The 22,248-nt window shown below is 72.4% G+C and carries 17 protein-coding genes, 1 tRNA gene and 2 pseudogenes; 8 read left to right on the top strand and 12 right to left on the bottom strand.

Going from position 1 to position 22,248, the window contains the following annotated elements:
• Nucleotides 1-4 precede the first annotated feature (4 nt).
• Nucleotides 5-790, top strand: a complete 786-nt coding sequence (locus tag N8I86_RS30805) for a CDP-alcohol phosphatidyltransferase family protein (protein WP_073891669.1) — start codon at nucleotides 5-7, stop codon at nucleotides 788-790.
• Nucleotides 791-1,027: 237 nt separating this feature from the next.
• Here N8I86_RS30805 and N8I86_RS30800 read toward each other — a convergent pair whose 3' ends face one another.
• Together N8I86_RS30800 and N8I86_RS30795 are read right to left on the bottom strand one after the other, a co-directional pair.
• Complete coding sequence (locus N8I86_RS30800) at nucleotides 1,028-1,741, bottom strand: YcnI family protein (protein ID WP_073891670.1); 714 nt, start codon at nucleotides 1,739-1,741, stop codon at nucleotides 1,028-1,030.
• Nucleotides 1,742-1,780: 39 nt separating this feature from the next.
• On the bottom strand, nucleotides 1,781-2,467 hold the full coding sequence (locus N8I86_RS30795) for a hypothetical protein (protein ID WP_263279211.1): 687 nt from the start codon (nucleotides 2,465-2,467) through the stop codon (nucleotides 1,781-1,783).
• A gap of 210 nt (nucleotides 2,468-2,677) precedes the next feature.
• On the opposite strand from N8I86_RS30795, the gene N8I86_RS30790 reads away from it, so the two are divergent.
• Nucleotides 2,678-3,799 carry a hypothetical protein gene (locus N8I86_RS30790; protein WP_263279210.1) on the top strand — a complete coding sequence of 374 codons (1,122 nt, stop codon included), beginning with the start codon at nucleotides 2,678-2,680 and terminating at the stop codon, nucleotides 3,797-3,799.
• Nucleotides 3,800-4,122: 323 nt separating this feature from the next.
• Here the strand turns inward: N8I86_RS30790 and N8I86_RS30785 are convergent, their stop codons facing one another.
• From N8I86_RS30785 to N8I86_RS30770, 4 genes are read right to left on the bottom strand one after another with little or no spacing between them, the layout of a single operon-like run.
• A complete protein-coding gene (locus N8I86_RS30785) occupies nucleotides 4,123-5,487 on the bottom strand; it encodes a GH1 family beta-glucosidase (protein ID WP_073891676.1) in 1,365 nt (454 codons plus the stop codon).
• Nucleotides 5,488-5,516: 29 nt separating this feature from the next.
• Entirely contained in the window at nucleotides 5,517-6,356 is an 840-nt protein-coding gene (locus N8I86_RS30780) for a carbohydrate ABC transporter permease (RefSeq protein ID WP_073891678.1), read from the bottom strand.
• Nucleotides 6,357-6,369: 13 nt separating this feature from the next.
• Nucleotides 6,370-7,356, bottom strand: a complete 987-nt coding sequence (locus N8I86_RS30775; protein ID WP_263279209.1) for a carbohydrate ABC transporter permease — start codon at nucleotides 7,354-7,356, stop codon at nucleotides 6,370-6,372.
• Nucleotides 7,357-7,364: 8 nt separating this feature from the next.
• Nucleotides 7,365-8,681, bottom strand: a complete 1,317-nt coding sequence (locus tag N8I86_RS30770) for an ABC transporter substrate-binding protein (RefSeq protein ID WP_263279208.1) — start codon at nucleotides 8,679-8,681, stop codon at nucleotides 7,365-7,367.
• A gap of 197 nt (nucleotides 8,682-8,878) precedes the next feature.
• Between N8I86_RS30770 and N8I86_RS30765 the strand changes: the two genes are divergently transcribed.
• Both N8I86_RS30765 and N8I86_RS30760 read left to right on the top strand, forming a co-directional pair.
• Nucleotides 8,879-10,168 carry an ROK family transcriptional regulator gene (locus N8I86_RS30765; RefSeq protein WP_263279207.1) on the top strand — a complete coding sequence of 430 codons (1,290 nt, stop codon included), beginning with the start codon at nucleotides 8,879-8,881 and terminating at the stop codon, nucleotides 10,166-10,168.
• A gap of 620 nt (nucleotides 10,169-10,788) precedes the next feature.
• Nucleotides 10,789-11,067 (top strand): ribosomal protein L7/L12, encoded by a 279-nt coding sequence (locus N8I86_RS30760; protein WP_123440266.1) that lies wholly within the window; start codon nucleotides 10,789-10,791, stop codon nucleotides 11,065-11,067.
• A 63-nt stretch (nucleotides 11,068-11,130) separates the two neighbouring features.
• Here N8I86_RS30760 and fusA read toward each other — a convergent pair whose 3' ends face one another.
• Both fusA and N8I86_RS30750 read right to left on the bottom strand, forming a co-directional pair.
• Complete coding sequence (gene fusA, locus N8I86_RS30755) at nucleotides 11,131-13,188, bottom strand: elongation factor G (RefSeq protein WP_263279206.1); 2,058 nt, start codon at nucleotides 13,186-13,188, stop codon at nucleotides 11,131-11,133.
• Between the two features lie 429 nt (nucleotides 13,189-13,617).
• Nucleotides 13,618-14,664 carry a nucleotidyl transferase AbiEii/AbiGii toxin family protein gene (locus tag N8I86_RS30750; RefSeq protein ID WP_263279205.1) on the bottom strand — a complete coding sequence of 349 codons (1,047 nt, stop codon included), beginning with the start codon at nucleotides 14,662-14,664 and terminating at the stop codon, nucleotides 13,618-13,620.
• 483 nt (nucleotides 14,665-15,147) lie between these two features.
• Here N8I86_RS30750 and N8I86_RS30745 point away from each other — a divergent pair, with 483 nt between their 5' ends.
• The gene (locus tag N8I86_RS30745) at nucleotides 15,148-17,160 is read left to right on the top strand and encodes a serine/threonine-protein kinase (protein WP_263279204.1); all 2,013 of its coding nucleotides are present in this window, start codon (nucleotides 15,148-15,150) and stop codon (nucleotides 17,158-17,160) included.
• A gap of 59 nt (nucleotides 17,161-17,219) precedes the next feature.
• Here the strand turns inward: N8I86_RS30745 and N8I86_RS30740 are convergent.
• The 3 genes and pseudogenes from N8I86_RS30740 to N8I86_RS30730 all read right to left on the bottom strand — a co-directional run bounded on the left by N8I86_RS30740 (nucleotide 17,220) and on the right by N8I86_RS30730 (nucleotide 19,304).
• Nucleotides 17,220-17,307 (bottom strand) — tRNA-Leu (locus N8I86_RS30740).
• Nucleotides 17,308-17,528: 221 nt separating this feature from the next.
• A pseudogene (locus N8I86_RS30735) lies at nucleotides 17,529-18,196 on the bottom strand (GntR family transcriptional regulator); the annotation flags it as partial.
• Between the two features lie 160 nt (nucleotides 18,197-18,356).
• Nucleotides 18,357-19,304 carry a beta-ketoacyl-ACP synthase III gene (locus N8I86_RS30730; protein ID WP_073891690.1) on the bottom strand — a complete coding sequence of 316 codons (948 nt, stop codon included), beginning with the start codon at nucleotides 19,302-19,304 and terminating at the stop codon, nucleotides 18,357-18,359.
• A gap of 135 nt (nucleotides 19,305-19,439) precedes the next feature.
• On the opposite strand from N8I86_RS30730, the pseudogene N8I86_RS30725 reads away from it, so the two are divergent.
• Both N8I86_RS30725 and fdhD read left to right on the top strand, forming a co-directional pair.
• A pseudogene (locus N8I86_RS30725) lies at nucleotides 19,440-19,652 on the top strand (2Fe-2S iron-sulfur cluster-binding protein); the annotation flags it as partial.
• An 8-nt stretch (nucleotides 19,653-19,660) separates the two neighbouring features.
• Nucleotides 19,661-20,509: a formate dehydrogenase accessory sulfurtransferase FdhD gene (gene fdhD / locus N8I86_RS30720; RefSeq protein WP_073891692.1), complete on the top strand. Its 849-nt coding sequence runs from the start codon at nucleotides 19,661-19,663 to the stop codon at nucleotides 20,507-20,509.
• 130 nt (nucleotides 20,510-20,639) lie between these two features.
• Here the strand turns inward: fdhD and N8I86_RS30715 are convergent, their stop codons facing one another.
• Nucleotides 20,640-21,077: a MarR family winged helix-turn-helix transcriptional regulator gene (locus tag N8I86_RS30715; RefSeq protein WP_073891694.1), complete on the bottom strand. Its 438-nt coding sequence runs from the start codon at nucleotides 21,075-21,077 to the stop codon at nucleotides 20,640-20,642.
• 157 nt (nucleotides 21,078-21,234) lie between these two features.
• On the opposite strand from N8I86_RS30715, the gene N8I86_RS30710 reads away from it, so the two are divergent.
• A complete protein-coding gene (locus N8I86_RS30710) occupies nucleotides 21,235-22,152 on the top strand; it encodes a quinone oxidoreductase family protein (protein WP_263279203.1) in 918 nt (305 codons plus the stop codon).
• The last annotated feature ends 96 nt before the right edge of the window (nucleotides 22,153-22,248 follow it).

Raw genomic sequence — 22,248 nt, 5'->3', positions numbered from 1 at the left:
TGCGGTGGCCCTGAACAACACGTACGACGCGAGGCTCCAGCAGGAGACCGCCGTGGGAGCGGGTATCCAGATCCTGCTGCTGGCCCTGCTCGGCTCGGTGATCGGCCTCGGGCCGGCCGGCTGGCTGACGGGGCTGGTCTTCGCGTTCGCCACCTGGGCGGTTCTCTCCCGCGCCCTGCACCGCTCCCGGCTCAGTTCCTTCGGGCCCGCGAACCGGGTGACGCTCGGCCGGGCGACCCTGGTCGGCGGGGTGACCGCGCTGGTCGCGGACTCCTTCGAGAGCGCGCCGCCGGTGACGCTGCTCGTCGGTCTCACCGCCGTCGCCCTTCTCCTGGACGGTGTGGACGGCAAGGTGGCCCGCCGTACGGGCACCTCCTCGGCGCTGGGCGCCCGCTTCGACATGGAGGTCGACGCGTTCCTGATCCTGGTGCTGAGCGTGTACGTGTCCATGCAGCTCGGCCCGTGGGTGCTGCTGATCGGCGGCATGCGGTACGCCTTCGTCGCCGCGGCCCGGGTCGCCCCCTGGCTGAACGCCGCGCTGCCGCCGTCGTTCGCCCGCAAGACCGTCGCCGCGGTGCAGGGCATCGCCCTGCTGCTGGCCGGCTCCGAGCTGCTGCCGTCCGCGGTGAACCTCACCATCGTGCTGTCGGCCCTGGGTTCGCTGCTGTGGTCGTTCGGCCGGGACGTGCTGTGGCTGCGGCGCAACTCCCGCACCCTGGCCCAGGACCCGGTCCCGGCGCCGGCCCCGGCCGCGCCGGAGCCCATGGTGCTGGAGCTGGCGGGGCGGTGACCCGGGGCGGGCGGCCGGCGGGGGCGCTCCGAGGGCGACGGGATCGCAGCCGCCCCTCCTGACCGCCCCCGGCCGACAGCGACCGTCTTTCATCCGCACGTCAGCATGGAGAAGGGCCCGGACCGGTGGACGGTCCGGGCCCTTCTCCATGTGCCTACGAGGTGCCTGTTCGGTGCCTGCTCGGTGCGTCCGAGGCGGTGCGTCCGAGGCGGTGCGTCCGAGGCGGTTACGGCGTGCCTACGACCGTGCCGACCGCCCCCGGAGGATCGCGAACGCGGCCGCGGCGAGGCCGAGTACGCCGACGACCAGCCCGGCGATACCGAGGCCCCGGGCGGTCGAGTCGGTGGAGTCCGCCGGGTCGGCGGCCCGGGGCGTGGTGCTCTTCGACGCCGTCGACGCCGAATCCGCACCGGCCGCGGTCAGCTTGAGCACCGGTGCCGGGTTCTCCGGCTCCTCCCCTCCCGTCGGCTCCTCGATCCAGCGGGCGACCTTGCCGTCGGAGTAGGTCTGCAGCGTCTTGAACGTCAACTGCCCGGTGTCGTCGGGGAGCTGGCCGAAGGCGACATCGAAGTCCTCGTACTGGCCCGCGCCGATCTTCCCACCGGTGAAGGTGATGGCGGAGGCCGCCTCGGTGACGGTGCCGTCGTCGGTCTCGACGGGCTTCTTCAGCTTCGTGGTGGTGACCTTGGCGGTCCAGCCGTCCTGCGGGTGGACGAGGACACCGAGCACGGGGTGGTCGGTGGGCAGGAACACCTGGACCTTGGTGGTGGCCGCGCTGTCCTCCTCGTTCGGGACGCGGAAGGTGAGCACGCCGTCGGTGGCGCCCTTGGCGTAGCTCTCCGGGTGCACGGTGACGTGCGCGGAGGCGGCGCCGGCGGCGAGGAGGACGGAGGCGGCCGCCACGGCGGTGACGGTTCCGGCGCGGCGCAGGGTGATGCGGGACGTGGGCATGGGTGAGTCGATCTCCGTACGAACGAGATGGGTGAGGGGTCAGGCCGAGTACGGGATCGGGGCGGGGGGCCCGCGCCGATGTACCGCGTGCCGCAGCGGGGTTCGGCGCGGTGGTGCCGGGCCGGCCGGGACGCGCGGGGCGGAACCGGCGGGGGCGGGCAGGGGCGCGTCCCGCCACCAGGCGACGAGCCCGGGTACGAGCGTGCCGGCCCGACGGAGCAGCGACCACAGCGCGGCCTCGCCCCGCCGCAACCACCAGGCGGCGACGAGGGCGGCGAGGAGGTGGGCGAGGGTGGCGTGACCGGTGGCGGTGGGGTGGGCCGCGGTGTGGAGGTGGACGGGGTGCGCGTGGGTCATGTGCGCCATCTGGGCGATGTGGGCCACGTGCGCCTGCATCGCCGTCATGGTGTGTCCCGGCGCGGAGGCCGTCCGCGAGGAGCTGTCGGGCGTGCTCCGTCGGTGGGCCGCGCCGAACACCAGGTGCAGCCCTGCCTGCGTGCCGAGCATGGCGGCACCGATGCCGGCCAGCGACCGCTCGCGCCCGCCGAGCGCGCAGCCGAGCACGAACACGGCGAGGAACCCGCCGGCGTCTGCCCACGGCGACGGCATGTCCCCCACGGCCAGCCCGTGCCCGGCGGCGGCGAGCAGCACGCACACCGCGGCGAACACCGCGGCCCGCAGGCCTCGCACCACCGGGGACGCGCTCATGGTGAGGGATCTTCCCATGGTGGGGGGATACGGGGTGGGTGGTCGGGGCGTTCACTCACGACTCGGGCAGGTACCGGTCACCCCGGCGTCGGCCCGCAGTTCGGTCAAGGCCTCCTCGGAATAAGAAGCCCCCCGGCGGTTGTCGAAAGGGCCGGTATCAACCACATGATGACGCGTAAAGTTGCCGCAACCTGGCTATTCGCTGAACCGCCCGGGGGGAAAATCGTCATGCCCAAAGCTCCTATGGACGCTGCCGACATCGAGGCGGACGACGCCGCCGACCGGAAGGTCGTCGAGCAGGAGCAGGACGAGATCAAGGACTTCGTCAAGGGACTGAGCGCGGACGACATCAAGTCGGGCAACTGGTTCACCAAGCTCGCCGCTCATGCCATGAACTCGTACACCAAGAAGGTCGACTGGCAGTATTTCCAGGACCGGTACGCCGGTGTTCCCGCGGACGCCATCGTCGATCAGCGGACCAAGATGGCGGCTCGGTACGCCGCGCTCGAAGGAGGACTCTCCGCGGGGGCCTACACGGCGACTGTGGCCGCCACCATCGGGAGCCTCGGGGGTGCCTCACCGGCGACGGTTCCCGCCGCCGTCGCCACCATGATGGTCGATGTCGCGTACATCACCAGGCTCCAACTCCACTTGGCCTACGACATCGCAGTCCTGTACCGGGTCCCGCTCGACCTCTCCGACCCCGACGACCTGTGGAAGCTCATTCGAGTGGCCTTCACCATCAAAAGCGGGGAAGCGGTCCGGGAAGGCGTGACCAAGGCGGTCCCGGCTCTCGTACGGCCGGTGATCAAGCGCTTCTTCTCCGGAGAGGTACTCACCGCCGCGAAGACTCTCCCGGTCGTCGGGAAACACCTCCTGCAGCGCAACGTCATCAAGATCGGTATCCCCCTGGTCGGCGTTCCCCTCGCCGTCCTGCTGAACCGCTACACCACGCTCCTCGCCGGCCGGCACGCGCAGGCCGTCTTCCGGAACGAGGCGCGGGTGATCGAAGTCGCCGAGGGTATGACCAAGCGGAGTCGGCACCCGCAGTTGATGCTGTGGGTCGCCTGGCTCGTCATCAGGGCGAACAACAAGATCGCCGATGATGAGGCGCTGCTGATGCGGCACCTGGTGAGGCTGGTCCGGGAGCGGCATCAGGTCGTCGACGACCAGCTCGCCCAGCTCGTCGACATCGACCCCGCCGAGGTGTGGGAGCGCGTAGAAGCCGAGTCCGGGGATCTGAGCGACATCCTCGACGCCGCCGACCGGGTGGCCACGGTGGACGGTGCCCCCGACGCACGCGAGAAGGCCGTCATCTCCGAGCTGCGGGAGCGCTGCCTCCGCGTCTGACGCCGACATGCGCTGCCTCTTGAACGGGCAGCCTCCGGTGAATTGACACCACTCCCCCGCAGCGGTCCGCCGGCAACTCCACATCGGAAGGAATCCACTGTTCAGCCAGGCGCTCCGGCGCGACGCCCGCCATGGGCTGGTCGTTGATGGCGATGTTGGTGGCCCGGTCCCGCGCGGTGTCTCGCGGCGCGGCGATGTGGAGCAGCTCGAAGACAGCGTGCGTATGACAGTCCAGAAGGCGTCGCGGCGTTCGGGCGCGATCGGGTCCGGAACCGGTGGGCGCGGGCTCGCGCACCCGCGCCCACCGGTCGTCCGGGCCGGACTCAGGCGGCCCGGCGTGCCTGCCCCCGGTGCACCCGGACGATGTCGGCGTACCGGTGGCCGCTCCCCTTGATCGTGCGGACCTGGGTGCGGTAGTCGACGTGGACCAGGCCGAAGCGCTTGTCGTAGCCGTAGGCCCACTCGAAGTTGTCCAGCAGCGACCAGGCGTAGTAGCCGGCGAGCGGGGCACCCCGGCGGACGGCCGAGGCGCAGGCGGCGAGGTGGCGCTCCAGGTAGTCCTGGCGTTCCGGGTCGTCGACGCTGCCGTCGGGGCGGACCACGTCCGGGTAGGCGGAGCCGTTCTCGGTGACGTAGATCTTCCGGGCGCCGTACTCCTCGGTGAGCCGGAGCAGCAGTGTCTCGATGCCGGACGCGTCGATCTCCCAGTCCATGCCGGTGCGTGCGACGCCTTCGCGGCGGACGGAACGGACGTACGGCGCCGGGCCGTCGGGGTCGTCGGCGACGTAGGCCGGGAAGTAGTAGTTGAGGCCCAGCCAGTCCAGTGGTGCGGCGATCGTCTCCAGGTCGCCCGCCCGCTCGGGGAGTTCCACGCCGTAGACCTCCCGCATGTCGGCGGGGAAGCCGCGGCCGTGCACCGGGTCCAGCCACCAGCGGTTGACGTGGCCGTCGTGCCGGCGGGCGGCCGCCAGGTCCTCCGGGCGGTCGGTGGCCGCGTGCACGGTGGAGAGGTTGTTGACGATGCCGACCTGCGCGCCGGGGACGGCGGCGCGGATGGCCCGGGTCGCGAGGCCGTGGCCGAGGAGCAGGTGGTAGGAGGTGCGTACGGCGGCGGTCAGATCGGTCCAGCCGGGGGCCATCGTGCCTTCCAGGTGGCCGATCCAGGACGAGCAGGAGGGCTCGTTGAGGGTCGCCCAGAGCTTGACGCGGTCGCCGAGGCGGGCGGCGACGGCCGAGGCGTACTCGGCGAAGGCGAGGGCCGTGTCCCGTTCGGGCCAGCCGCCGCGGTCCTGGAGCACCTGCGGCAGGTCCCAGTGGTAGAGGGTGACGGACGGGGTGATGTCCGCCTCAAGCAGTGCGTCCACCAGTTCGTCGTAGAAGGCGAGCCCCGCGGGGTTGACCGGACCCGTCCCGCCGGGGACCACACGCGGCCAGGCCACCGACAACCGGTAGGCGTTGACGCCGAGTCGCCGCATCAGGCCGATGTCCTCGCGCCAGCGGTGGTAGTGGTCGCAGGCGACGTCGCCGTTGTCGTCGTTCGCGACCTTCCCGGGCGTGTGGGAGAAGGTGTCCCAGATCGAGGGCGTACGGCCGTCCTCGGCGACGGCCCCCTCGATCTGGTACGCCGCTGTCGCCGTGCCCCACAGGAAGTCGTGCGGGAAGGCGGCGAGGTCGATGGGTTCGGACACGGAAGTCCCTTCGGGATCAGGGGTGTTGTTCACTTGACGGCGCCCGCCGTCAGACCGGCGACGAGATAGCGCTGCAGGAGCAGGAACCCCGCGACCACGGGCACGCTCACGACGAGCGAGGCGGCCATGATCTGGTTCCAGTAGACGTCGTTGAGGGTGGAGTAGCCCTGGAGGCCGACGGCGAGGGTGCGGGTGGTGTCGTTGGTCATGACGGACGCGAAGAGCACCTCTCCCCACGCGGTCATGAAGGCGTAGACGGCGACCGCGACGATGCCGGGGATGGCGGCCGGCACGACGATCCGGAAGAGCGCCTTCAGCGGGCCGCAGCCGTCCACCAGCGCCGCCTCGTCCAGGTCGCGCGGCACCGAGTCGAAGTACCCGATCAGCATCCAGATCGAGAACGGCAGCGAGAAGGTGAGGTACGTCAGGATCAGCCCGCCGCGCGAGCCGAACAGGGCGATGCCGGTGGCGTTGCCGATGTTGACGTAGATGAGGAACAGCGGGAGCAGGAAGAGGATGCCGGGGAACATCTGCGTCGACAGCACGGTGACCGTGAAGACGCGCTTGCCGCGGAAGTCGTAGCGGCTGACGGCGTACGCCGCGAACACGGCGATGACGACGGAGCAGACGGTCGCCGCGCCGGCCACGATCAGCGAGTTGGCGAAGTACCTGGCGAGAGGGACCGTCGACCAGATGTCGATGTACGGCCGGATCGTCACCTCGCTGGGCACCCAGCGGAACTTCCCCGTGACGTCCGCGAGCGGCTTCAGCGAGCTGGAGACCATCACGTACACCGGGATCAGCACGAACCCGGTGAGCAGGACGAGGAAGACCCGGCGGGACCAGATGAACGAACGCGGCGGCGCCATGGGTGAGTTGGTGCTAGACATCGGCGGCCCTCCGTCCGCGCGAGGTGAACAGCAGGTACACGCCGGTCACGACCAGCAGGAAGAGCAGCAGCAGGACGGACATGGCGGAACCGGTGCCGAAGTTCCAGGTGACGAAGGAGGCCTGGTAGATGTGGACCGAGATGAGGTCGGCGGCCTCCGGGGCGGCCTTGCCGAACAGGACGTACGGGGTGTTGAAGTCGTTGAACGTCCACAGGAACAGCACGAGGACCAGCACCTGGTTGACCGGGCGCAGCGACGGCAGGGTGATGCGGCGGATCTGCTGCCACATCCCGGCGCCGTCCAGTGCGGCGGCCTCGTACAGCTCCTTGGGGATGTTCTGCAGGCCCGCCATCACGATGAGGAAGGCGAACGGCCAGCCCTTCCAAACCGACACGGTCAGCAGGGCGTAGAAACTGTTGTCGCCGATCAGCCAGAAGGACGGCTGGTCGGTGAGGTGCAGCTGGTCGTGCAGGACGTGGTTCACCAGGCCGTTTTCGTGCTGGAACATGAACACCCAGGTGATGACGGCCGCGTAGACCGGCAGGGCGTACGGCACCAGGAACAGCGCCCGCAGCAGACCCCGGCCGCGGAAGGTGTCCTGCAGGTAGACGGCCGCCGCGGTGCCGATGAGCCAGCACAGGCCGACCGACAGCAGGGTGAAGCCGACGGTGACGAAGAAGGAGTGCAGCAGGGCCTCGCCGACCGGCGCGTCGAAGTCCACCGACACCTGGTAGTTGCCGAGGCCCGACCAGGGCGCGGTGCCCCAGTCGCGGATGTAGAACTGGGTGAGCTCCTTGAAGCTCATCACCATGCCGATGACCATCGGCACCAGGTGGACGAGGAGTTCGAGCAGCAGGGCGGGCAGGAGCAGCAGGTAGGGCAGGGAGATCCGGCGGATCCGCCCGGTGCGGCGGCGGGATTCGCGCGCCGCACCGGGGGACGTCTTCCGCACCGGCTCCTTCAGAGCGGTGGTGGTCATGGTCGTGCTCACGCCTTCGGCATCTGCTGCTGGGCCTTCTCCAGCTTCGCCTTGACGGAGCCGGTGGTGACCGCCCGTCCGGCGGCCACGTCGGCGAACAGCTCCTTGACGGCCGTACCGACCGCCGTCTCGAACTGCGACTCGGACGCGACCTGCGGGAGTGCCGCGGCGCTGGTGGCGAGCGTCTGCTTGAGCACCGCGGTGGCCGGGCTGTTGAACGCCGCGTCGGTCTGCGCGCCCTTGACCGGCGGGATGGACGTGTAGGCCGTGTTGAGGGTCTTCTGTTCCTCGTCGCTGGTCATGAACTTCACGAACTTCGTGGCGCCGTCGAGGTTGTGGCTGTTCTTGAAGACGGCGATGTTGATGCCCGCGACCATCGAGTTGGTCTGGGCGCCGGCGCCGGGCGTCCCGGAGCGCACGGGCACGGGGGCGATGCCGTAGTCGTCCTCGCTCATGCCCTGGGACTTGAGGTTGGCGGCCGCGGACTGCCAGAGCAGCATGGCCTGCTTGCCCTTGGCGAAGTCGCTGACGGACTGGTTCTGGGCGTACTCGGCGTCGCCGGTCGGGATGACCTTGTCCTTGGCCATCAGGTCGACGTACTGCTTGACCGCGTCGACCACCTTCGGGTTGGTGAAGTCCGGTTTGCCGTCGGCGGTGAAGAATTCGGCGTCGTGCTGCTTGGCGAAGACGAAGACGTGGTGAATGTTCTCCGACAGGTTGGAGCCCTCGGCGCCGAGCACGGACTTGCCCTTGGCCTTGATTTTCTTGCCGTCGGCCACCAGCTCGTCCCAGGTGGCGGGCGGCTTGGCGATGCCCGCGTCGGCGAAGATCTTCTTGTTGTAGTAGAGCGCGTACGCCATCGAGTAGAGCGGGACCGCGGCCGGGTCCTTGCCCTCGGCGCCGGTGGAGCCCAGCGCGGAGTCGACGAAGCGGTCCCTGCCGCCGATCTTGCCGAAGTTCTTCGCGTCCCAGGGCAGCAGGGCGCCGGTCGCCTGGAGCGAGGCGCTCCAGGTGTTGCCGATGTTCAGCACGTCCGGGCCCTGGCCGGAGGTGGTCGCCGTGAGGATGCGGTTCAGCAGGTCGGACCAGGGTACGACCTCCAGCTTCACCTTGATGCCGGTCTGCTTCTCGAACTTGTCGAGTTCGGGCTGGAGGACCTTCTTGTCCACGGCGATACTGGCGCCCTGGTTGGAGGCCCAGTACGTCAGCGTCCTGGGCGAGTCGTTGGACCCGCCACCGCTGGACGAACCGCCTCCGCAGGCCGTGGCCGCGAGGGCGAGAGACATGGTCACGGCGCCTACGGCCGCGGCTCGGATGCTGCGCATGGCTCCTGGTGTCCCTTTCCGGGAGTCGAGAACCCCGAGGGGCGTTTTCGGGGAGCCGACACCCCGTTCGGCCCACGAAGCCCCCTCATGGCTTAATTTAGGACGTGAGTTAAACCTCAAGAGAAACGCACGTCAAGGGATCCGGCAGCGACAGACGGTCCAACGGGCCGGAAAAGCACGGACATTTGGGAGGCCAGGTGGCAGGGCTGAGCGGTCGCACGGTGCGTGACCTGCGGCGGGAGAGCCGGAGTACCGTTCTGCAACGGTTGTATGTCGACGGGCCGATGAGCCGGCACGCGCTGGGCCCGGCGACCGGTCTGAGTTCGGGCTCTGTCAGCAACGTCGTCGCCGAACTGCTCGCCGACGGCCTGGTGGAGGAGGCCGGACTGATCGGCGCGGACGTCGGCAGGCCGCGCCGGCTACTGCGGGTACGGCGGGACAGCGGGCGGCTGATCGGGGTGGACGTCGGCGAGACCCGGGTACGGGTCGAGCTGTTCGACCTCGGCATGAGTGAACTCGCGCGCACCGAACGGCCCCTGGGGCCGCGCGGGTACGAGGTCGACGCCGTCGTCGGCCATGTCGCGGACGGCATCGGCGAGGTCCTGCGGCTGTCCGGCCTCGCCCCCGGCGAGCTGCTGGGTGTCGGTATCGGCGTGCCCGGCATCATCGAGGACGGCGGCGCGGACGGAGCGGTCGTGCACGGGCAGACGATCGGCTGGGACGCGGTGCCGCTGGAACTCCTGCTCCGCCGGACGGGCCGGCTCCCGGTGCAGGTCCCGTTCTTCGTCGACAACGGTGCCAAGGCGCTGGGGCAGGCGGAGATGTGGTTCGGCGCGGGGCGCGGGGCACGCAACGCCGTGGTGGTGCTGTTCGGTTCGGGGGTCGGCGCGTGCGTCGTCGCCGAGGAGGCCGAGCAGGGGCGGGCGGTGGAGTGGGGGCATCTGACCGTGCGGGTCGGCGGGCGCCGGTGCCGGTGCGGGGCGCGCGGCTGTCTGGAGGCCTACGCGGGCGCGGAGGCGCTGGTGGCGCGCTGGCGGGAGGCGGGCGGACGGCCGTCCGCCGGGGCCGGTGAGGAGCGGGCGCTGACCGAACTGCTCGCCGCGGCCCGCCCCGCCGACGGCCGGGAGCCGGATCCGGTGGCCGCGGCCGTACTCGCCGAGACCGCCGCGTACCTCGGCGCCGGGCTGTCCGACCTGATCAACCTCTTCCAGCCGGAACGAGTGCTGATCGGCGGCTGGGCGGGACTCCAGCTGGGCGGCGGCTTCCTGGACGAGGTCCGGGGGCAGGCCCTCGCGCACGCCCTGCGCTTCCCCGCGAGCCGGGTGGGCATCGACCTGGGCCGCCTCGGCCCGGACGCGGTCACCGTCGGCGCGGCGGTCCTGCCCCTCGCCGCGTTCTTCGGCCGCGGCGGCAGACACCCGCGACCGTCCGACGGCACGGTGCCGTCACCGGCGTGGCGGGCGGCACTGGACGGGAGGCTGGCCTGACCTGGGTCTCTCGGGCCTCCTTGGCGAGGGCCGAGAGCCGAGGGCGCAGAGCGGTCGCGGGACCTCCCGGCGAGGATGGCCGCGGGATTCCGCGTGGGCACGGCGCGGTCGCAGAACTTCGGGCAGGGACGGCCGCGGGACTCCCGGCGGGAACGGCTGCGGAACTCCCGGCGGGGGCGGTCGCGGCAATCCCGGCGGAGACGGCTGTGGTACCCCGGCCGGGGACGGCCGCAGGACTCCCGCGGGACGGCCGCAGGACTCCCCGCGGAACGGCTGTGACCCCCGGCCCGCGACAGCCGCAGGACTCCCCGCCGAACGGCTGTGACCCCCGGCCCGCGACAGCCGCAGGACTCCCCGCCGAACGGCTGTGACCCCCGGCCGGCGACGGCCACAGGACTCCCCGCGGGACGGCCGTGACACTCCGGCCGGGGGACGGCCGCAGGACTCCCGGCGGGTAAGGCCGCAGAACCCCCTGGCGGAGACGACCGCGGCACTCCTGGCGGAGACCCAACCGCAGGACCGCCGCCCGCGTCGATGTGCCCGGCGCCACGGCCGCGGTGGCGGCATGGCAGGCGTGTCCACGTCAGAGGGACGGAGCCGCGCGTCTAGCATGCTCGGTCATGAACACAGTGGTGTACCTCGCACTCGCCCTCGCCTTCGTCGGCTGCGCTCTCGGCGTGACAAGCCGGTTGGCACGGGCCGAAGGGCGTCTCGCGCGTGTCGAGCGCAAGCTCGACCTGATCATGGAGCATCTGGACCTGCGGGAGGACGTCGCGCGGATGGACGAGGTGACCGCACTGGTACGCGAGGGCAAGAAGATCCACGCCATCAAGGTGTACCGGGAGACCACCGGCGCCGGCCTCAAGGAGGCCAAGGAAGCGGTCGACAGGCTCGGCTAGGGCGGGCAGGGGCGCCGGTGCGGACTCGCCGCACCGGCGCCCCACCCCCGCGCCCCCGCTCCCCTACCGCACCGGCACCGGCCGCGGTGCCGGGGCATGACCGGCCGGACGGGTCGTGAAGGTGCCCCGCCCCTGGGTGCGGCCGCGCAACCGGGTGGCGTAGCCGAACAGTTCGGCCAGCGGCACGGCGGCGGTCACCGCCGTCGAGCCGCCCCGGGTCTCGGATCCGCTCACCCGGCCGCGCCGGGCGGCCAGATCACCGAGCACAGCGCCGACCGCGTCGGCCGGCACCGTGACCGTCACCTCGGCCACCGGCTCCAGGAGGACCATCTCGCAGGCGCGCAGCGCCTCCCGCAGCCCCAGCCGGCCGGCGGTGCGGAACGCCGTGTCGGACGAGTCCTTCACATGCGTGGCACCGTCGGTCAGCGTGACCCGCAGCCCCGTCACCGGATGCCCGTCGAGCGGGCCCTCGGCCAGGGCGTCCCGGCATCCGGCCTCCACCGCGCGGACGTACTCCTGCGGCACCCGCCCGCCGACCACGGCGGACCGGAACTCGAAGCCGGTGACGCCTGCTTCGGGGCCGAGCGGCTCCACGTCGAGCACGACGTGGGCGAACTGCCCCGCCCCGCCGTCCTGTTTGACGTGCCGGAAGACGAACCCGCCGACTCCGCCTACGACGGTCTCGCGGTACGCCACCCGGGGGCGGCCCACGCCGACCTCAGGCCCTCCGGCACGGCGGATCTTCTCCACCGCGACCTCCAGGTGGAGTTCGCCCATCCCCGACAGCACGGTCTGCCCGGTCTCGGGGTCCGTCCGCACCACCAGTGAGGGGTCCTCCTCCGCGAGCCTCGCCAGCGCCGACGCCAGCCGGCCGGTGTCCGTGGCGCGCCGCGCCTCGACCGCCACGGACACCACGGGGTCGGCGGCCACGGGCGGTTCGAGGAGCAGCGGAGCGCCCGGATCGCACAGCGTGGATCCGGCCCTGGCCGACTTCACCCCCGCGAGCGCGACGATGTCACCGGCCACCGCCCGGTCGAGCTGGACGTGCCGATCGGCCATGACCCGCAGGATCCGTGCCACGCGCTCGGTGCGCCCGGTGCCCGGGTCCCGCACGGTGTCCCCCTTCTCGATCGTGCCCGAGTAGACGCGGACGTGGGCCAGCCGTCCCGTGGTGTTCGCGCTCACCTTGAACACCAGCCCCGCGAACGGTGCTTCGGCGTCGGTGGCCCGCCGCTCCTCGGCGCCCTCGTGGACACCGCGTACGGCGGGCACGTCCAGTGGCGACGGCAGATAGGCCGCCACCGCGTCCAGCAGCGGTTCGATGCCGCGGTCGCGGTAGGCGGAGCCGCACAGTACGACCACGCCGTCCCCGCTGCGCGTGAGGTCGCGCAGGGCCGCGTCGAGGGTGCCGATGGAGAGCGACTCGCGGTCGCAGAACTCCTCCAGCGCGGCCGGATGCAGGGCGGCGACCGCCTCCTCCAGCACGCGGCGGCGCCGTGCGGCCTCCTCCCGCAACGCCTCGGGCACCGGTCCCCGGACGGCCGTACCCGCGCCGTCCGGCCAGGTCACGGACCGCATCCGCACCAGGTCCACCACGCCCGCGAACGCGTCCTCGGCGCCGATCGGCAACTGGACGACGAGCGGGGACGGGTGCAGCCGTTCCCGGATGGAGTCGACGGCCCGGTCGAGGTCGGCGCCCGCGCGGTCCAGCTTGTTGACGAGCGCGATCCTCGGTACGCCGTACCGGTCGGCCTGCCGCCACACCGACTCGCTCTGCGGCTCCACGCCGGCCACGGCGTCGAACACGGCGATCGCCCCGTCGAGTACGCGCAGCGAGCGCTCGACCTCGTCGGCGAAGTCGACGTGGCCGGGGGTGTCGATGAGGTTGATCCGGTGCCCGTCCCAGACGCAGCTGACCGCGGCGGCGAAGATCGTGATGCCGCGGTCGCGTTCCTGCGGGTCGAAGTCGGTGACGGTGGTGCCGTCGTGCACCTCTCCCCGCTTGCGGGTGGTGCCCGTCGCGAACAGGATCCGCTCGGTGACGGTGGTCTTGCCTGCGTCGACGTGGGCGAGGATGCCGAGATTGCGGACGGCGGCGAGGGTGGTGAGGTCGGTGCGCACGGCCCGGGGCCTTTCGGGAAGTTCTGCTGAACAGGGCAGCGCGATCTCCCGTGTGCCGGGCGGACGGGACCGTAGGGCGGGAACGGCCGTACGGAGGTGGCGGCTCGGCCGCTCGTCGGAGCGGTCCGCCGGGTGTCAGCGAGGCGTCACGGGCGTCCGGTGCCGGCCGCGCAGCGGGCACCGGGCGGACGAGGACACCAGAATCACCTCGGTCCGCGCAGGGGGGACGACGACGGCGGTACGGTCACGCACGGCCCGGCTCCCCTCTTCCTCACACTTCGCGGACAGCGCCGCCGGCGGTGTCCGGTGCGGCGCGCGATGCTTCGGCGAGTGTAGGAAGAGGATCGGTCAGGCGCGTAGTGATTTTCTCCCGGCAGGACAGGTGCGGTGCGCCAAGTGGTCGGTGTGAGAATGGAGTTGAGTCCCCCGCTATCCGACGCTCCGCTGCCCGACGACCGGCTCCAGGGCCCGGACGAGTCGCCGGAGCCACTCCCCCGCGGTCCCCTCCGCCCCGGGGTGCCCCTCCTGGAACACGGCCCAGTCCACGTCCCATCCGGCCACCGCGTCCGGACGGAGGGCGCCCGAGGACGTGGCCCAGTCCGGCGTCTCGCCGAAGACCTTCCGCAGCAGACGGGGTGACAGCGGCGCGTCCGTCGCCTCGGCGAGGAGCACCGCGTCGTACAGGTCCTTGCCCCGGGCCCGGCCGCCGTCCCTGGTGTCGGTGTGCAGCCACAGCAGCTTCCAGGCCAGGGACAGCTCCCGGCTCGCGGTCCGCACCGGCACCGGGCGCCCGCCGCGTCCCGTCGGTACGAGGGTCCACACCGGGGGCTCGGGGAGTGGTTCGTCGCGGGCGAAGTCCAGGCGCACCTCGCCGGACGGCAGGCCCTCAGCGTGCCAGGGGACGAGCAGCCGTATCCCGGGTGTGTCGTAGTGCCGGTACGTCCACGTGCCGTCCACGCGGGCCCCGGCCGCGTCGAGCCGGACCCCGCGGGCCGCGCCCGGGCGCCGGGCGAGGCGTTCGAGCAGGTCCAGGTACGGCGGGCCGGTCTCCACCGCGGCCTCCTCGGGCACCCAGGAGAGTCCTTCGGGAGGCAGGACCGGGCGGCGGCCGCCGGTGCCGAACTCCTCGTACGTCCACATCTCGTACCGCGCGGCCCCGTCCGCCGCCTCGGGCCACTGCTGCACGGCCTCCAGCAGGTCGACGTACGGGTACGGGTCCAGCGGGTCGACTCCGGCGGCGTCCTCCAGCACCACCCAGTCGAGGTCGGCGGGTTCGCGGGCCGCCTCTCCCACCCAGGCGGGCATGACCATGCTGCCGCGCAGGACCAGGCTTCCGCTCCAGGGGGCCTCGGCGACGAGGGTCAGCACATGGTCGAGCGCGGCCCGGCGGGCCGCGGCCGCCGACAGCGGCGGACAGCCCCCGGCCACCGTCGGGAACGGGTCGTCGGGCCCGCCGTCACCTGGCTGTGGGATCACGCGGCCGACCGTAGCGCGGGCCACTGACAAGCTCGGGATCACCGGTTCACGGACCGGCGCCCGAGGCACGCTCGTATGCTGTTGATGTACGGAGTTCACAACAATTCCGTCCACATGTGGGGACTTGCCCTGCCCGTGGCCGCCAACGGCACATAGGCTCGACGGGACAGGGGCGACGGTCGGGAGGGGGACCGCTCATGCGGAAGGTGAAGGTCGCGTACGGACAGGACGGGGATCCTTCGCCAGGACGTCCGCGGCGGCTCTGACGACCCGTGCGGCCGCCGGTGGGCGCCCCTCGCGGCGGCACACCGTAGGTCGCACCCCGTAAGTCGCACACCCGCACGCCTTACCCGGCCGGTACGCCGGCCCGGGAGAGGCGTTCCGCCGCGCGGCCCGAGACGGCCCCGGACCCCGCACGCCTGTCCGCCGGCCGCGCACGCCGACGCCCCACTCAGGCCATCACCCAGTTCGAGGAAGTACTTCGTGAGCGAAATCGGCCCGGCCGGAAGAGTACTGCCGGCGCGCCCCGGTGACCCGTCCCACATAGGCCCGTACCGCATCGTCGGCCGTCTCGGCGCCGGAGGCATGGGCACCGTCCACGCCGGAGTCGCCCCGGACGGTCTGCGCGTGGCGGTGAAGGTGGTCCACGCCGAGCAGGCCCAGGACCCGGAGTTCCGGGCGCGTTTCCGGCGCGAGGTGGAGCTGTCCTCGCGCGTCACCGGGCCGCACCTCGTCCCGCTGCTCGCCGCCGATCCCGACGCGCCGACCCCGTGGCTGTCGACCGCCTACGTCCCCGGGCCGACGCTGAACCAGCACGTGAGCGCCCAGGGTCCGCTCACGGAAGGCAGCCTGTACGCCTTCGCGGCCGCCACGGCCCAGGCCCTGGCGGCGATCCACGCCGCCGGTGTGGTGCACCGCGACGTCAAGCCGCAGAACGTCCTCCTCACGTCCACCGGTCCCCGGGTGCTGGACTTCGGCATCGCGCACGCCGTCGACGGCACCAGCGTCACCCGCACCGGCATGATGACCGGCACGCCCGGGTGGATCAGCCCGGAGCAGTACCGGCAGGGCACCGCGGGTCCGGCGAGCGACGTGTTCACCTGGGCGGCGCTCGTCGCGTACGCGGCCACCGGACGGCTGCCGTTCGGGGCGGGCGCGCCCGATGTGGTGGCTTTCCGCGTGATGTCCGGTGAGGCCGACCTGGACGGCATGCCCGCAGCGCTGCGCGCGATCGTCGAGCGGGCGCTGTCCCAGGCGCCCGGGGACCGCCCGACCGCCGCCCAGGCGGCCCAGGAGTGCGGGGTCCTGCTGGCCGCGCAGGTCACCCAGGTGGTGAGCACCGGCGCGATGCCGGCGACGGGTGCGGACATGGTCGCGGCCGTCTGGGACATGCCCACGGCGGACGGCCCCGTCTGGCACGTGCCGCCGGAGCGCGGCCGGTCGAGGAAGAAGCAGATCATCGGCGCGGTGGTCCTGGCGGCGGGACTCGTGGGGGGCGTGGCCGGTGGCGTGGCGGCCCTGCTGCCCAAGGACACCGGGACGAAGACGCACGCCTCGTCGACGGACTCGGCCTCGTCCGCCACGACCGGTTCCGGACGGCCCTCCGCGAGTACCGCGAAGAGCGACGCGTCGGCGAAGCAGCAGGCGGGGAGCGGCGGTTCGGCGACCGCGGCGAGCTGGAGCCAGGCGCGGGCGGCACAGGGCACGGGCGAGCACGACATGGCGCGCTCGATCCTGCACGACGAGGGGGTCGTCGCGCAGGAGATGAGCGACGGCGTCGACTTCTCCCCGGAGAGCGTCCGGTTCCACGAGACGCGGCGGGAGGTCTACCTCTCCTACCGGCTGACCTCGGACGAGGCGGCGAAGATGTACGCCGAGACCCAGATAGCCAAGAGCATGTGCCTCTCGGCGCGGGATGCCGTGCTGCGGCTGCACCCGGATCTGCCGTACAGCAAGTTCGTCATGGTGAACGACGAGAGCGGCCGGGATCCCGAGGTGACCTGGCAGGACGACTTCATCAGCAACGCGCAGTGCCGGTCGGCCGCCGACGACGGCAGCGGTCAGGGCACGGGCGGTGCCTCGCAGGGCTGGAAGCCGGACAAGGACGGCCTGGCGCAGGCGATGGTCCCCAGCACCGACAGGACCGAGTTCCGGGTCGCGGACGGCGCCGCCACGAAGATCATCGCGGGCACCAACGGCATGCGGGACACCCTGGGCACGGATCGCGTCGTCGGGAACGACGAGATCAAGGTCGGCTACGACCCGGGCAACTCGGCCATGTACGTGTGGTCGGACTACGGGCAGTGGAACCAGTCGCAGACCGAGTCCTGGGCGGACATGGCCGCGGGCAAGGCGTGCCGGGCCCTCGTGAACGAACGCGAGAGCGCGGGCAGCGCATGGCCGTACACCCGCTACGCGGTCGCGGAGATCATCGGCAACGGCTACCGGATGGTCCGCTGGGGCACGGCGAAGACGTCGGCGGACTGCCCGGCGTAGGCCGCGCGCGGAGGCACACGACAAGGGCCCCGACCGTCAGGTCGGGGCCCCTGTCACTCTGGTGTCCGAGGGGGGACTTGAACCCCCACGCCCGATAAAGGGCACTAGCACCTCAAGCTAGCGCGTCTGCCATTCCGCCACCCGGACCAGGTGTCTGCCGCCCGGCCGGGGTGTTCCCCGCGGCGACGAGACAACAATACCAAGGTTTCGGAGTGCGTTTCACCTGCGTATATCGGGGCCGGGCGGGGGCCGGACAGGGCGCCGTACGGATGGTGACCGGACAGTCGCGTTGGGCGCCCGCACGGGATGGGCCGACGGGCCGGAGGGGGTGTCCGCTCACGTCGCGTCGCGTCGTGCTCGTGCTCGTGCTCGTGCTCGTGCGACGGCAGCCGGGCGTGCCCGGTGTGCGTGCGCATCACACGGTGGGCGCGCTGCTCGTCCCGCTCGGCGATCGCGGTGATCAGCTCGCGGTGTTCGGTCCACGACCGCCGGCCGCGCCGCCCGGCCACCGGGGAGCGGTACCAGCGGGCCCGGCGGCCCACCTGCGCGGCCAGTTCCGCGAGAGCCGCGTTCCCGGCGAGCTCCATCACCTCGGTGTGGAAGGCCGCGTCGAGGGTGTCCGCGCGGTCGGCGTCCTCGGCCGCCACCGCCTTCTCCCCCTCGCCGCAGAGCTCTTCGAGGGCATAGATACCGGGACCGTCGGCGTGCGTCGCGGAGGCCGGGCGGCCTCCGCCCCCAGGAGCGTGCGCACCGGGGGGAGCTTGTCGGTCTCCTCCCGTGTGGGTTCGTGGACGAACACGCCCTGCGCGGGGAGCAGATCGACCCTGCCCTCGGTGGCCAGACGCTGGAGCGCCTCGCGCACCGGCTGCAGGGAGACACCCAGGTGCGCGGCGAGTTCGCTCTCCACGAGGTGCCGGCCGGGCCGGAGGGCACGGGTGGTGATCAGCTCAGGCAGCGCCTCGTGGACCCGGTCGCGCAGCGGGCCGGGCCGCTCCAGTCCGGGCGTGGCGCCCTGCGGCAGCCCGGTCGGCAGCATCGGTCCCCCTCCTGGGCCGGCGGCCGTGCCCGCCGGGCCGCCCGCGTGCACGGTGGACTGCCCACTATGGGTGTCCTCCGTCCCCAGTCGACGGCGGCCGGGAGCCGGAGGGCAGGGAGGCGGTCGCGTCACGCCGCCCCGCGCACCCGCGCGGAGGGCGTCACGGGCACCGGACGACCTGCCCCGCGTACGACAGGTTGCCGCCGAAGCCGAACAGCAGGGCCGGGTCGCCGCTGCGGACCGCCCCCTGCTCGATCAGCTTGGACAGCGCGAGGGGGATGCTGGCCGCGGAGGTGTTGCCGGAGTCGGTGACGTCGCGCGCGACGACCGCGTTGACCGCGCCGATCTTCCCGGCGAGCGGCTCGATGATGCGCAGGTTGGCCTGGTGCAGGACGACCGCGGCGAGTTCGGCGGGGTCGACGCCGGCCTTCTCGCAGGCGCGCCGCGCGATGGGCGGCAGCTGGGTGGTGGCCCAGCGGTAGACGCTCTGCCCCTCCTGGGCGAACCGGGGCGGTGTGCCCTCGATGCGCACCGCGTTGCCCATCTCCGGCACCGAACCCCACAGCACCGGCCCGATCCCCGGCTCCTGTCCGGGTCCGCACGCCTCGACCACGGCGGCCCCCGCGCCGTCGCCGACCAGGACGCAGGTGGTGCGGTCGCTCCAGTCGGCGACCTCGGACATCTTGTCCGCGCCGATGACCAGTGCCCGGGTCGCCGCACCCGCCCGGACCGTGTGGTCGGCGGTGGCGAGCGCGTGCGTGAAACCGGCGCAGACGACGTTGACGTCCATCGCGGCGGGCCGCGGGATGCCGAGGCGGGCGGCCACCCGGGCGGCGGTGTTCGGGGAGCGGTCGATCGCGGTGGAGGTGGCGACCAGGACCAGGTCGATGTCGTCCGGTGCGAGGCCGGCGGCGGCCAGTGCCTTGGCGGCGGCGTGCGCGGCCAGCTCGTCCACCGGTTCGTCCGGGCCGGCGATGTGCCGGGTGCGGATGCCCACCCGGCTGCGGATCCATTCGTCACTGGTGTCGACCATGCCGGCCAGGTCGTCGTTGGTGAGCACCCTGGCGGGCTGGTAGTGGCCGACGGCGGCGATGCGCGAGCCGTTCATGACGTGGGTCCCCCTCGTTGCCGTGAGTAGCGGGATCCACCAGTCTGATCAGTGACCGGCTGGTACGGGGGCAGGCACAGCAACAGGAAACCGGCGCCGGAGTTGTCGCTTTCGGCAGACCCTCGGACGACCGAGGAGTTCGGCGTGCGGGCCGCGGGTACCTGGGACGCGTCCCGGCTGACGGGGACGGGCACGGTGTGCGCCCACCGCGGAGCGGGCCGCACCGTCGCGCTCCTGTGCAGGACAATGAGATCGTCGGGTCACCTCACCGCACGACGGCGCGGTGACCCACGGCGACCTCCGCCACAGGGCCGATTCGGCTGCCAGAACGTACAGAACCGGGGCTGATCAGAGACATGGGACGAGTCACGGAACGCCGCAAGGTCCTCCGCATCCGCGACGGGGCCGTCTCCACCCGGCCGGACACGCTCGTCGCCGAGGAACCCCTGGAGATCCGGCTCGACGGCAAGCCGCTCGCCATCACCATGCGCACGCCGGGCGACGACTTCGCGCTCGCCGCCGGATTCCTGGTGAGTGAGGGGGTGCTCGCGAGGGCGTCGGACCTGCAGAACATCGTGTACTGCGCCGGGGCGACCGCGGACGGCTCCAACACCTACAACGTGGTCGACGTGAAGACCGCTCCCGGTGCCACCCTGCCCGACTTCACCCTGGAGCGGAACGTCTACACGTCCTCCTCCTGCGGACTGTGCGGCAAGGCCAGCCTGGACGCCGTACGTACGACCACGCGCTGGCCCATCGCCGACACCCCGGCGGTCCGGGTCACCCCCGAGCTGCTGGCGAGCCTGCCCGAGCGGCTGCGGGCCGCCCAGCGGGTGTTCGACCGCACCGGCGGACTGCACGCGGCGGCCCTCTTCACCGAGGACGGGGAACTGCTGGACATCAAGGAGGACGTCGGCCGGCACAACGCGGTCGACAAACTGGTCGGCCGGGCCCTGCAGAACGGCGATCTCCCGCTGTCCCGGACGCTCCTGCTGGTCTCCGGCCGGGCCTCGTTCGAGCTGGCGCAGAAGGCGGTGATGGCGGGCGTCCCGGTACTGGCCGCGGTGTCGGCGCCGTCCTCGCTGGCGGTGGATCTGGCGGCGGAGACCGGCCTCACCCTGGTCGGCTTCCTGCGCGGCAGCTCGATGAACGTCTACGCGGGTGAGGACCGGATCGCCCTGCGGGAGTCGGCCGACCGGGGCTGACGGGCGGGGCTGACGGGCGGGGCGAGGTCCGCGACGGGAGGGCGACGGGAGGGCGACGGTGGGCGGTGCGCCGATATCGCGCGCGTCGGCCTCAGCCGTGACGGAACATCAGCCCACCCAGGACAGATCGTCAGCCGTCCGTTCCGGAGATCCGCGTCAACAGGGCCGTGAACTGCTCGCGTTCGGCGGCCGTCAAGGGGGCGAGCAGCTCGTCGTTGGCCGAACGGGCCGCCGTTTCGCAGCGGTCCAGCACGCGGGCGCCGTCGTCGGTGAGGGACACGGCGTTCTTGCGCCGGTCCGCGGGGTCGGGGACGCGTACGACGAGACCGGCGGACTGCAGGTCGTTCAGGATGCCGACGACGTCCTTGGGATCCAGGCCCACACCGCGGCCGAGGTCGGCCTGGGCCACCGGGGCGAGGTCCCGGACCGCCGAGAGGACGACGTGGTGCCACATCTTCATGCCCTCCGCGGCGAGGGCGTCGGCGACCAGGGCGCGGCCCCGCGCGGCGGCCCGGCCGAGGAGCCAGCTGGGCAGGGAGCGGATCGCGGGCAGGGGTGCTTCGGCCATGACGGCAGCCTAACCGATAATCATTGGACTTCCCAACGAACCTCTCTTATCGTTGGGACTCCCAACGAAATCGTGGGTGCCCGAATCAGGGGTGTTCCCCATGTTCAGGGGTGTTCCCCGTGAACCGATCGCCGGATGCCCGGCAAGGAGATCCGTGATGCGTCGCGTCCGGTACGAGTCCACCGGCGGCCCGCTGTTCCCGGAGGAGGCGCCCGTTCCCGAGGCCGGCCCCGGCGAGGTGCTGGTGCGCGTCGAGGCGGTCGGCGTCACCCTGCCGGTCGTCCGCAAGGTCACCGAGGCCGCGGAGCCGGTCCCGCTGGGAGGCGAGATCGCCGGCGAGGTGGTGGCCGCGGGGGACGGGGTGACCCGCTTCCGCGCGGGCGACCGGGTGACCGGACTCTGCTTCGGCCACGGATACGCCGACTACGCCCTGCTGCGGGAGTCCATGACCTCCCCGGTGCCGGACGGCGCGTCCGCCGTGGACGCGGTCGCCCTGGTCCGCGGCGGACTGGTCGCGCTCGGGGCCCTGGACGCGGCCCGGCCCGCACCCGGCGAGGCGGTGCTGGTCACGGCCGCGGCGAGCGGTGTGGGGCACCTCGCGGTGCAGCTCGCGCGGCTACGGGGCGCGGGCCGGGTGGTGGGTGCCGTGTCCGGCGCGGGCAAGGCGGACTTCGTCCGCTCCCTCGGCGCGGACGACTGCGCGCTGTACGGCGACGCGCGCTGGGGCGAGCCGGTCGACTGCGTGCTGGACGCGGTGGGCGGCGACCTGCTCACCCCCGCTCTCGCCGCGCTCGCCCCGCACGGCCGGCTGGTCGCCTACAGCTCGGGAGGCGGCACGATCCGGGCGTACGACCTGCTGGTGGGCGCCAAGTCGGTGATCGGCTTCCAGATGGCCCTGATCGCCCGCGGCCGGCCGCAGCTGTACGAGCGGTGGCGGCAGGAGCTGTGGCGGCTGTTCGCCGACGGCGCGCTACGGCCCGTGGTGCACGGGGAGTTCGCGCTGGAGGATGCGGCGAAGGCGCACGCGGTGGTCGAGTCCCGGGCCAACCTCGGCAAGGTCGTCCTGCGCCCGTGACCGCACGCACGCTTCTTGTGGGGTGCGCGGGCCGCAACTACCTTCGATGGAGCGCACGTTGGACGTGGGATGTCCGGATGTCCAGTCGTCCGGCCG

Origin of the sequence: Streptomyces albidicamelliae (genome assembly GCF_025642175.1) — a bacterium.
Lineage (GTDB): Bacteria > Actinomycetota > Actinomycetes > Streptomycetales > Streptomycetaceae > Streptomyces > Streptomyces albidocamelliae.
The sequence above is the reverse complement of the archived record's forward strand: the minus strand, read 5'-3'. Positions and strand labels throughout refer to the sequence as shown.

Excerpts from the sequence above, each read along its gene's own strand:
- N8I86_RS30795 (WP_263279211.1), bottom strand. The coding sequence starts at position 2,467 with ATGGGAAGATCCCTCACCATGAGCGCGTCCCCGGTGGTGCGAGGCCTG.
- N8I86_RS30800 (WP_073891670.1), bottom strand. The coding sequence starts at position 1,741 with ATGCCCACGTCCCGCATCACCCTGCGCCGCGCCGGAACCGTCACCGCC.
- N8I86_RS30780 (WP_073891678.1), bottom strand. The coding sequence starts at position 6,356 with ATGGCGCCGCCGCGTTCGTTCATCTGGTCCCGCCGGGTCTTCCTCGTC.
- N8I86_RS30760 (WP_123440266.1), top strand. The coding sequence starts at position 10,789 with ATGAACACAGTGGTGTACCTCGCACTCGCCCTCGCCTTCGTCGGCTGC.
- N8I86_RS30715 (WP_073891694.1), bottom strand. The coding sequence starts at position 21,077 with ATGGCCGAAGCACCCCTGCCCGCGATCCGCTCCCTGCCCAGCTGGCTC.
- fdhD (WP_073891692.1), top strand. The coding sequence starts at position 19,661 with ATGGGACGAGTCACGGAACGCCGCAAGGTCCTCCGCATCCGCGACGGG.
- N8I86_RS30790 (WP_263279210.1), top strand. The coding sequence starts at position 2,678 with ATGCCCAAAGCTCCTATGGACGCTGCCGACATCGAGGCGGACGACGCC.
- N8I86_RS30730 (WP_073891690.1), bottom strand. The coding sequence starts at position 19,304 with ATGAACGGCTCGCGCATCGCCGCCGTCGGCCACTACCAGCCCGCCAGG.
- N8I86_RS30710 (WP_263279203.1), top strand. The coding sequence starts at position 21,235 with ATGCGTCGCGTCCGGTACGAGTCCACCGGCGGCCCGCTGTTCCCGGAG.
- N8I86_RS30770 (WP_263279208.1), bottom strand. The coding sequence starts at position 8,681 with ATGCGCAGCATCCGAGCCGCGGCCGTAGGCGCCGTGACCATGTCTCTC.
- N8I86_RS30775 (WP_263279209.1), bottom strand. The coding sequence starts at position 7,356 with ATGACCACCACCGCTCTGAAGGAGCCGGTGCGGAAGACGTCCCCCGGT.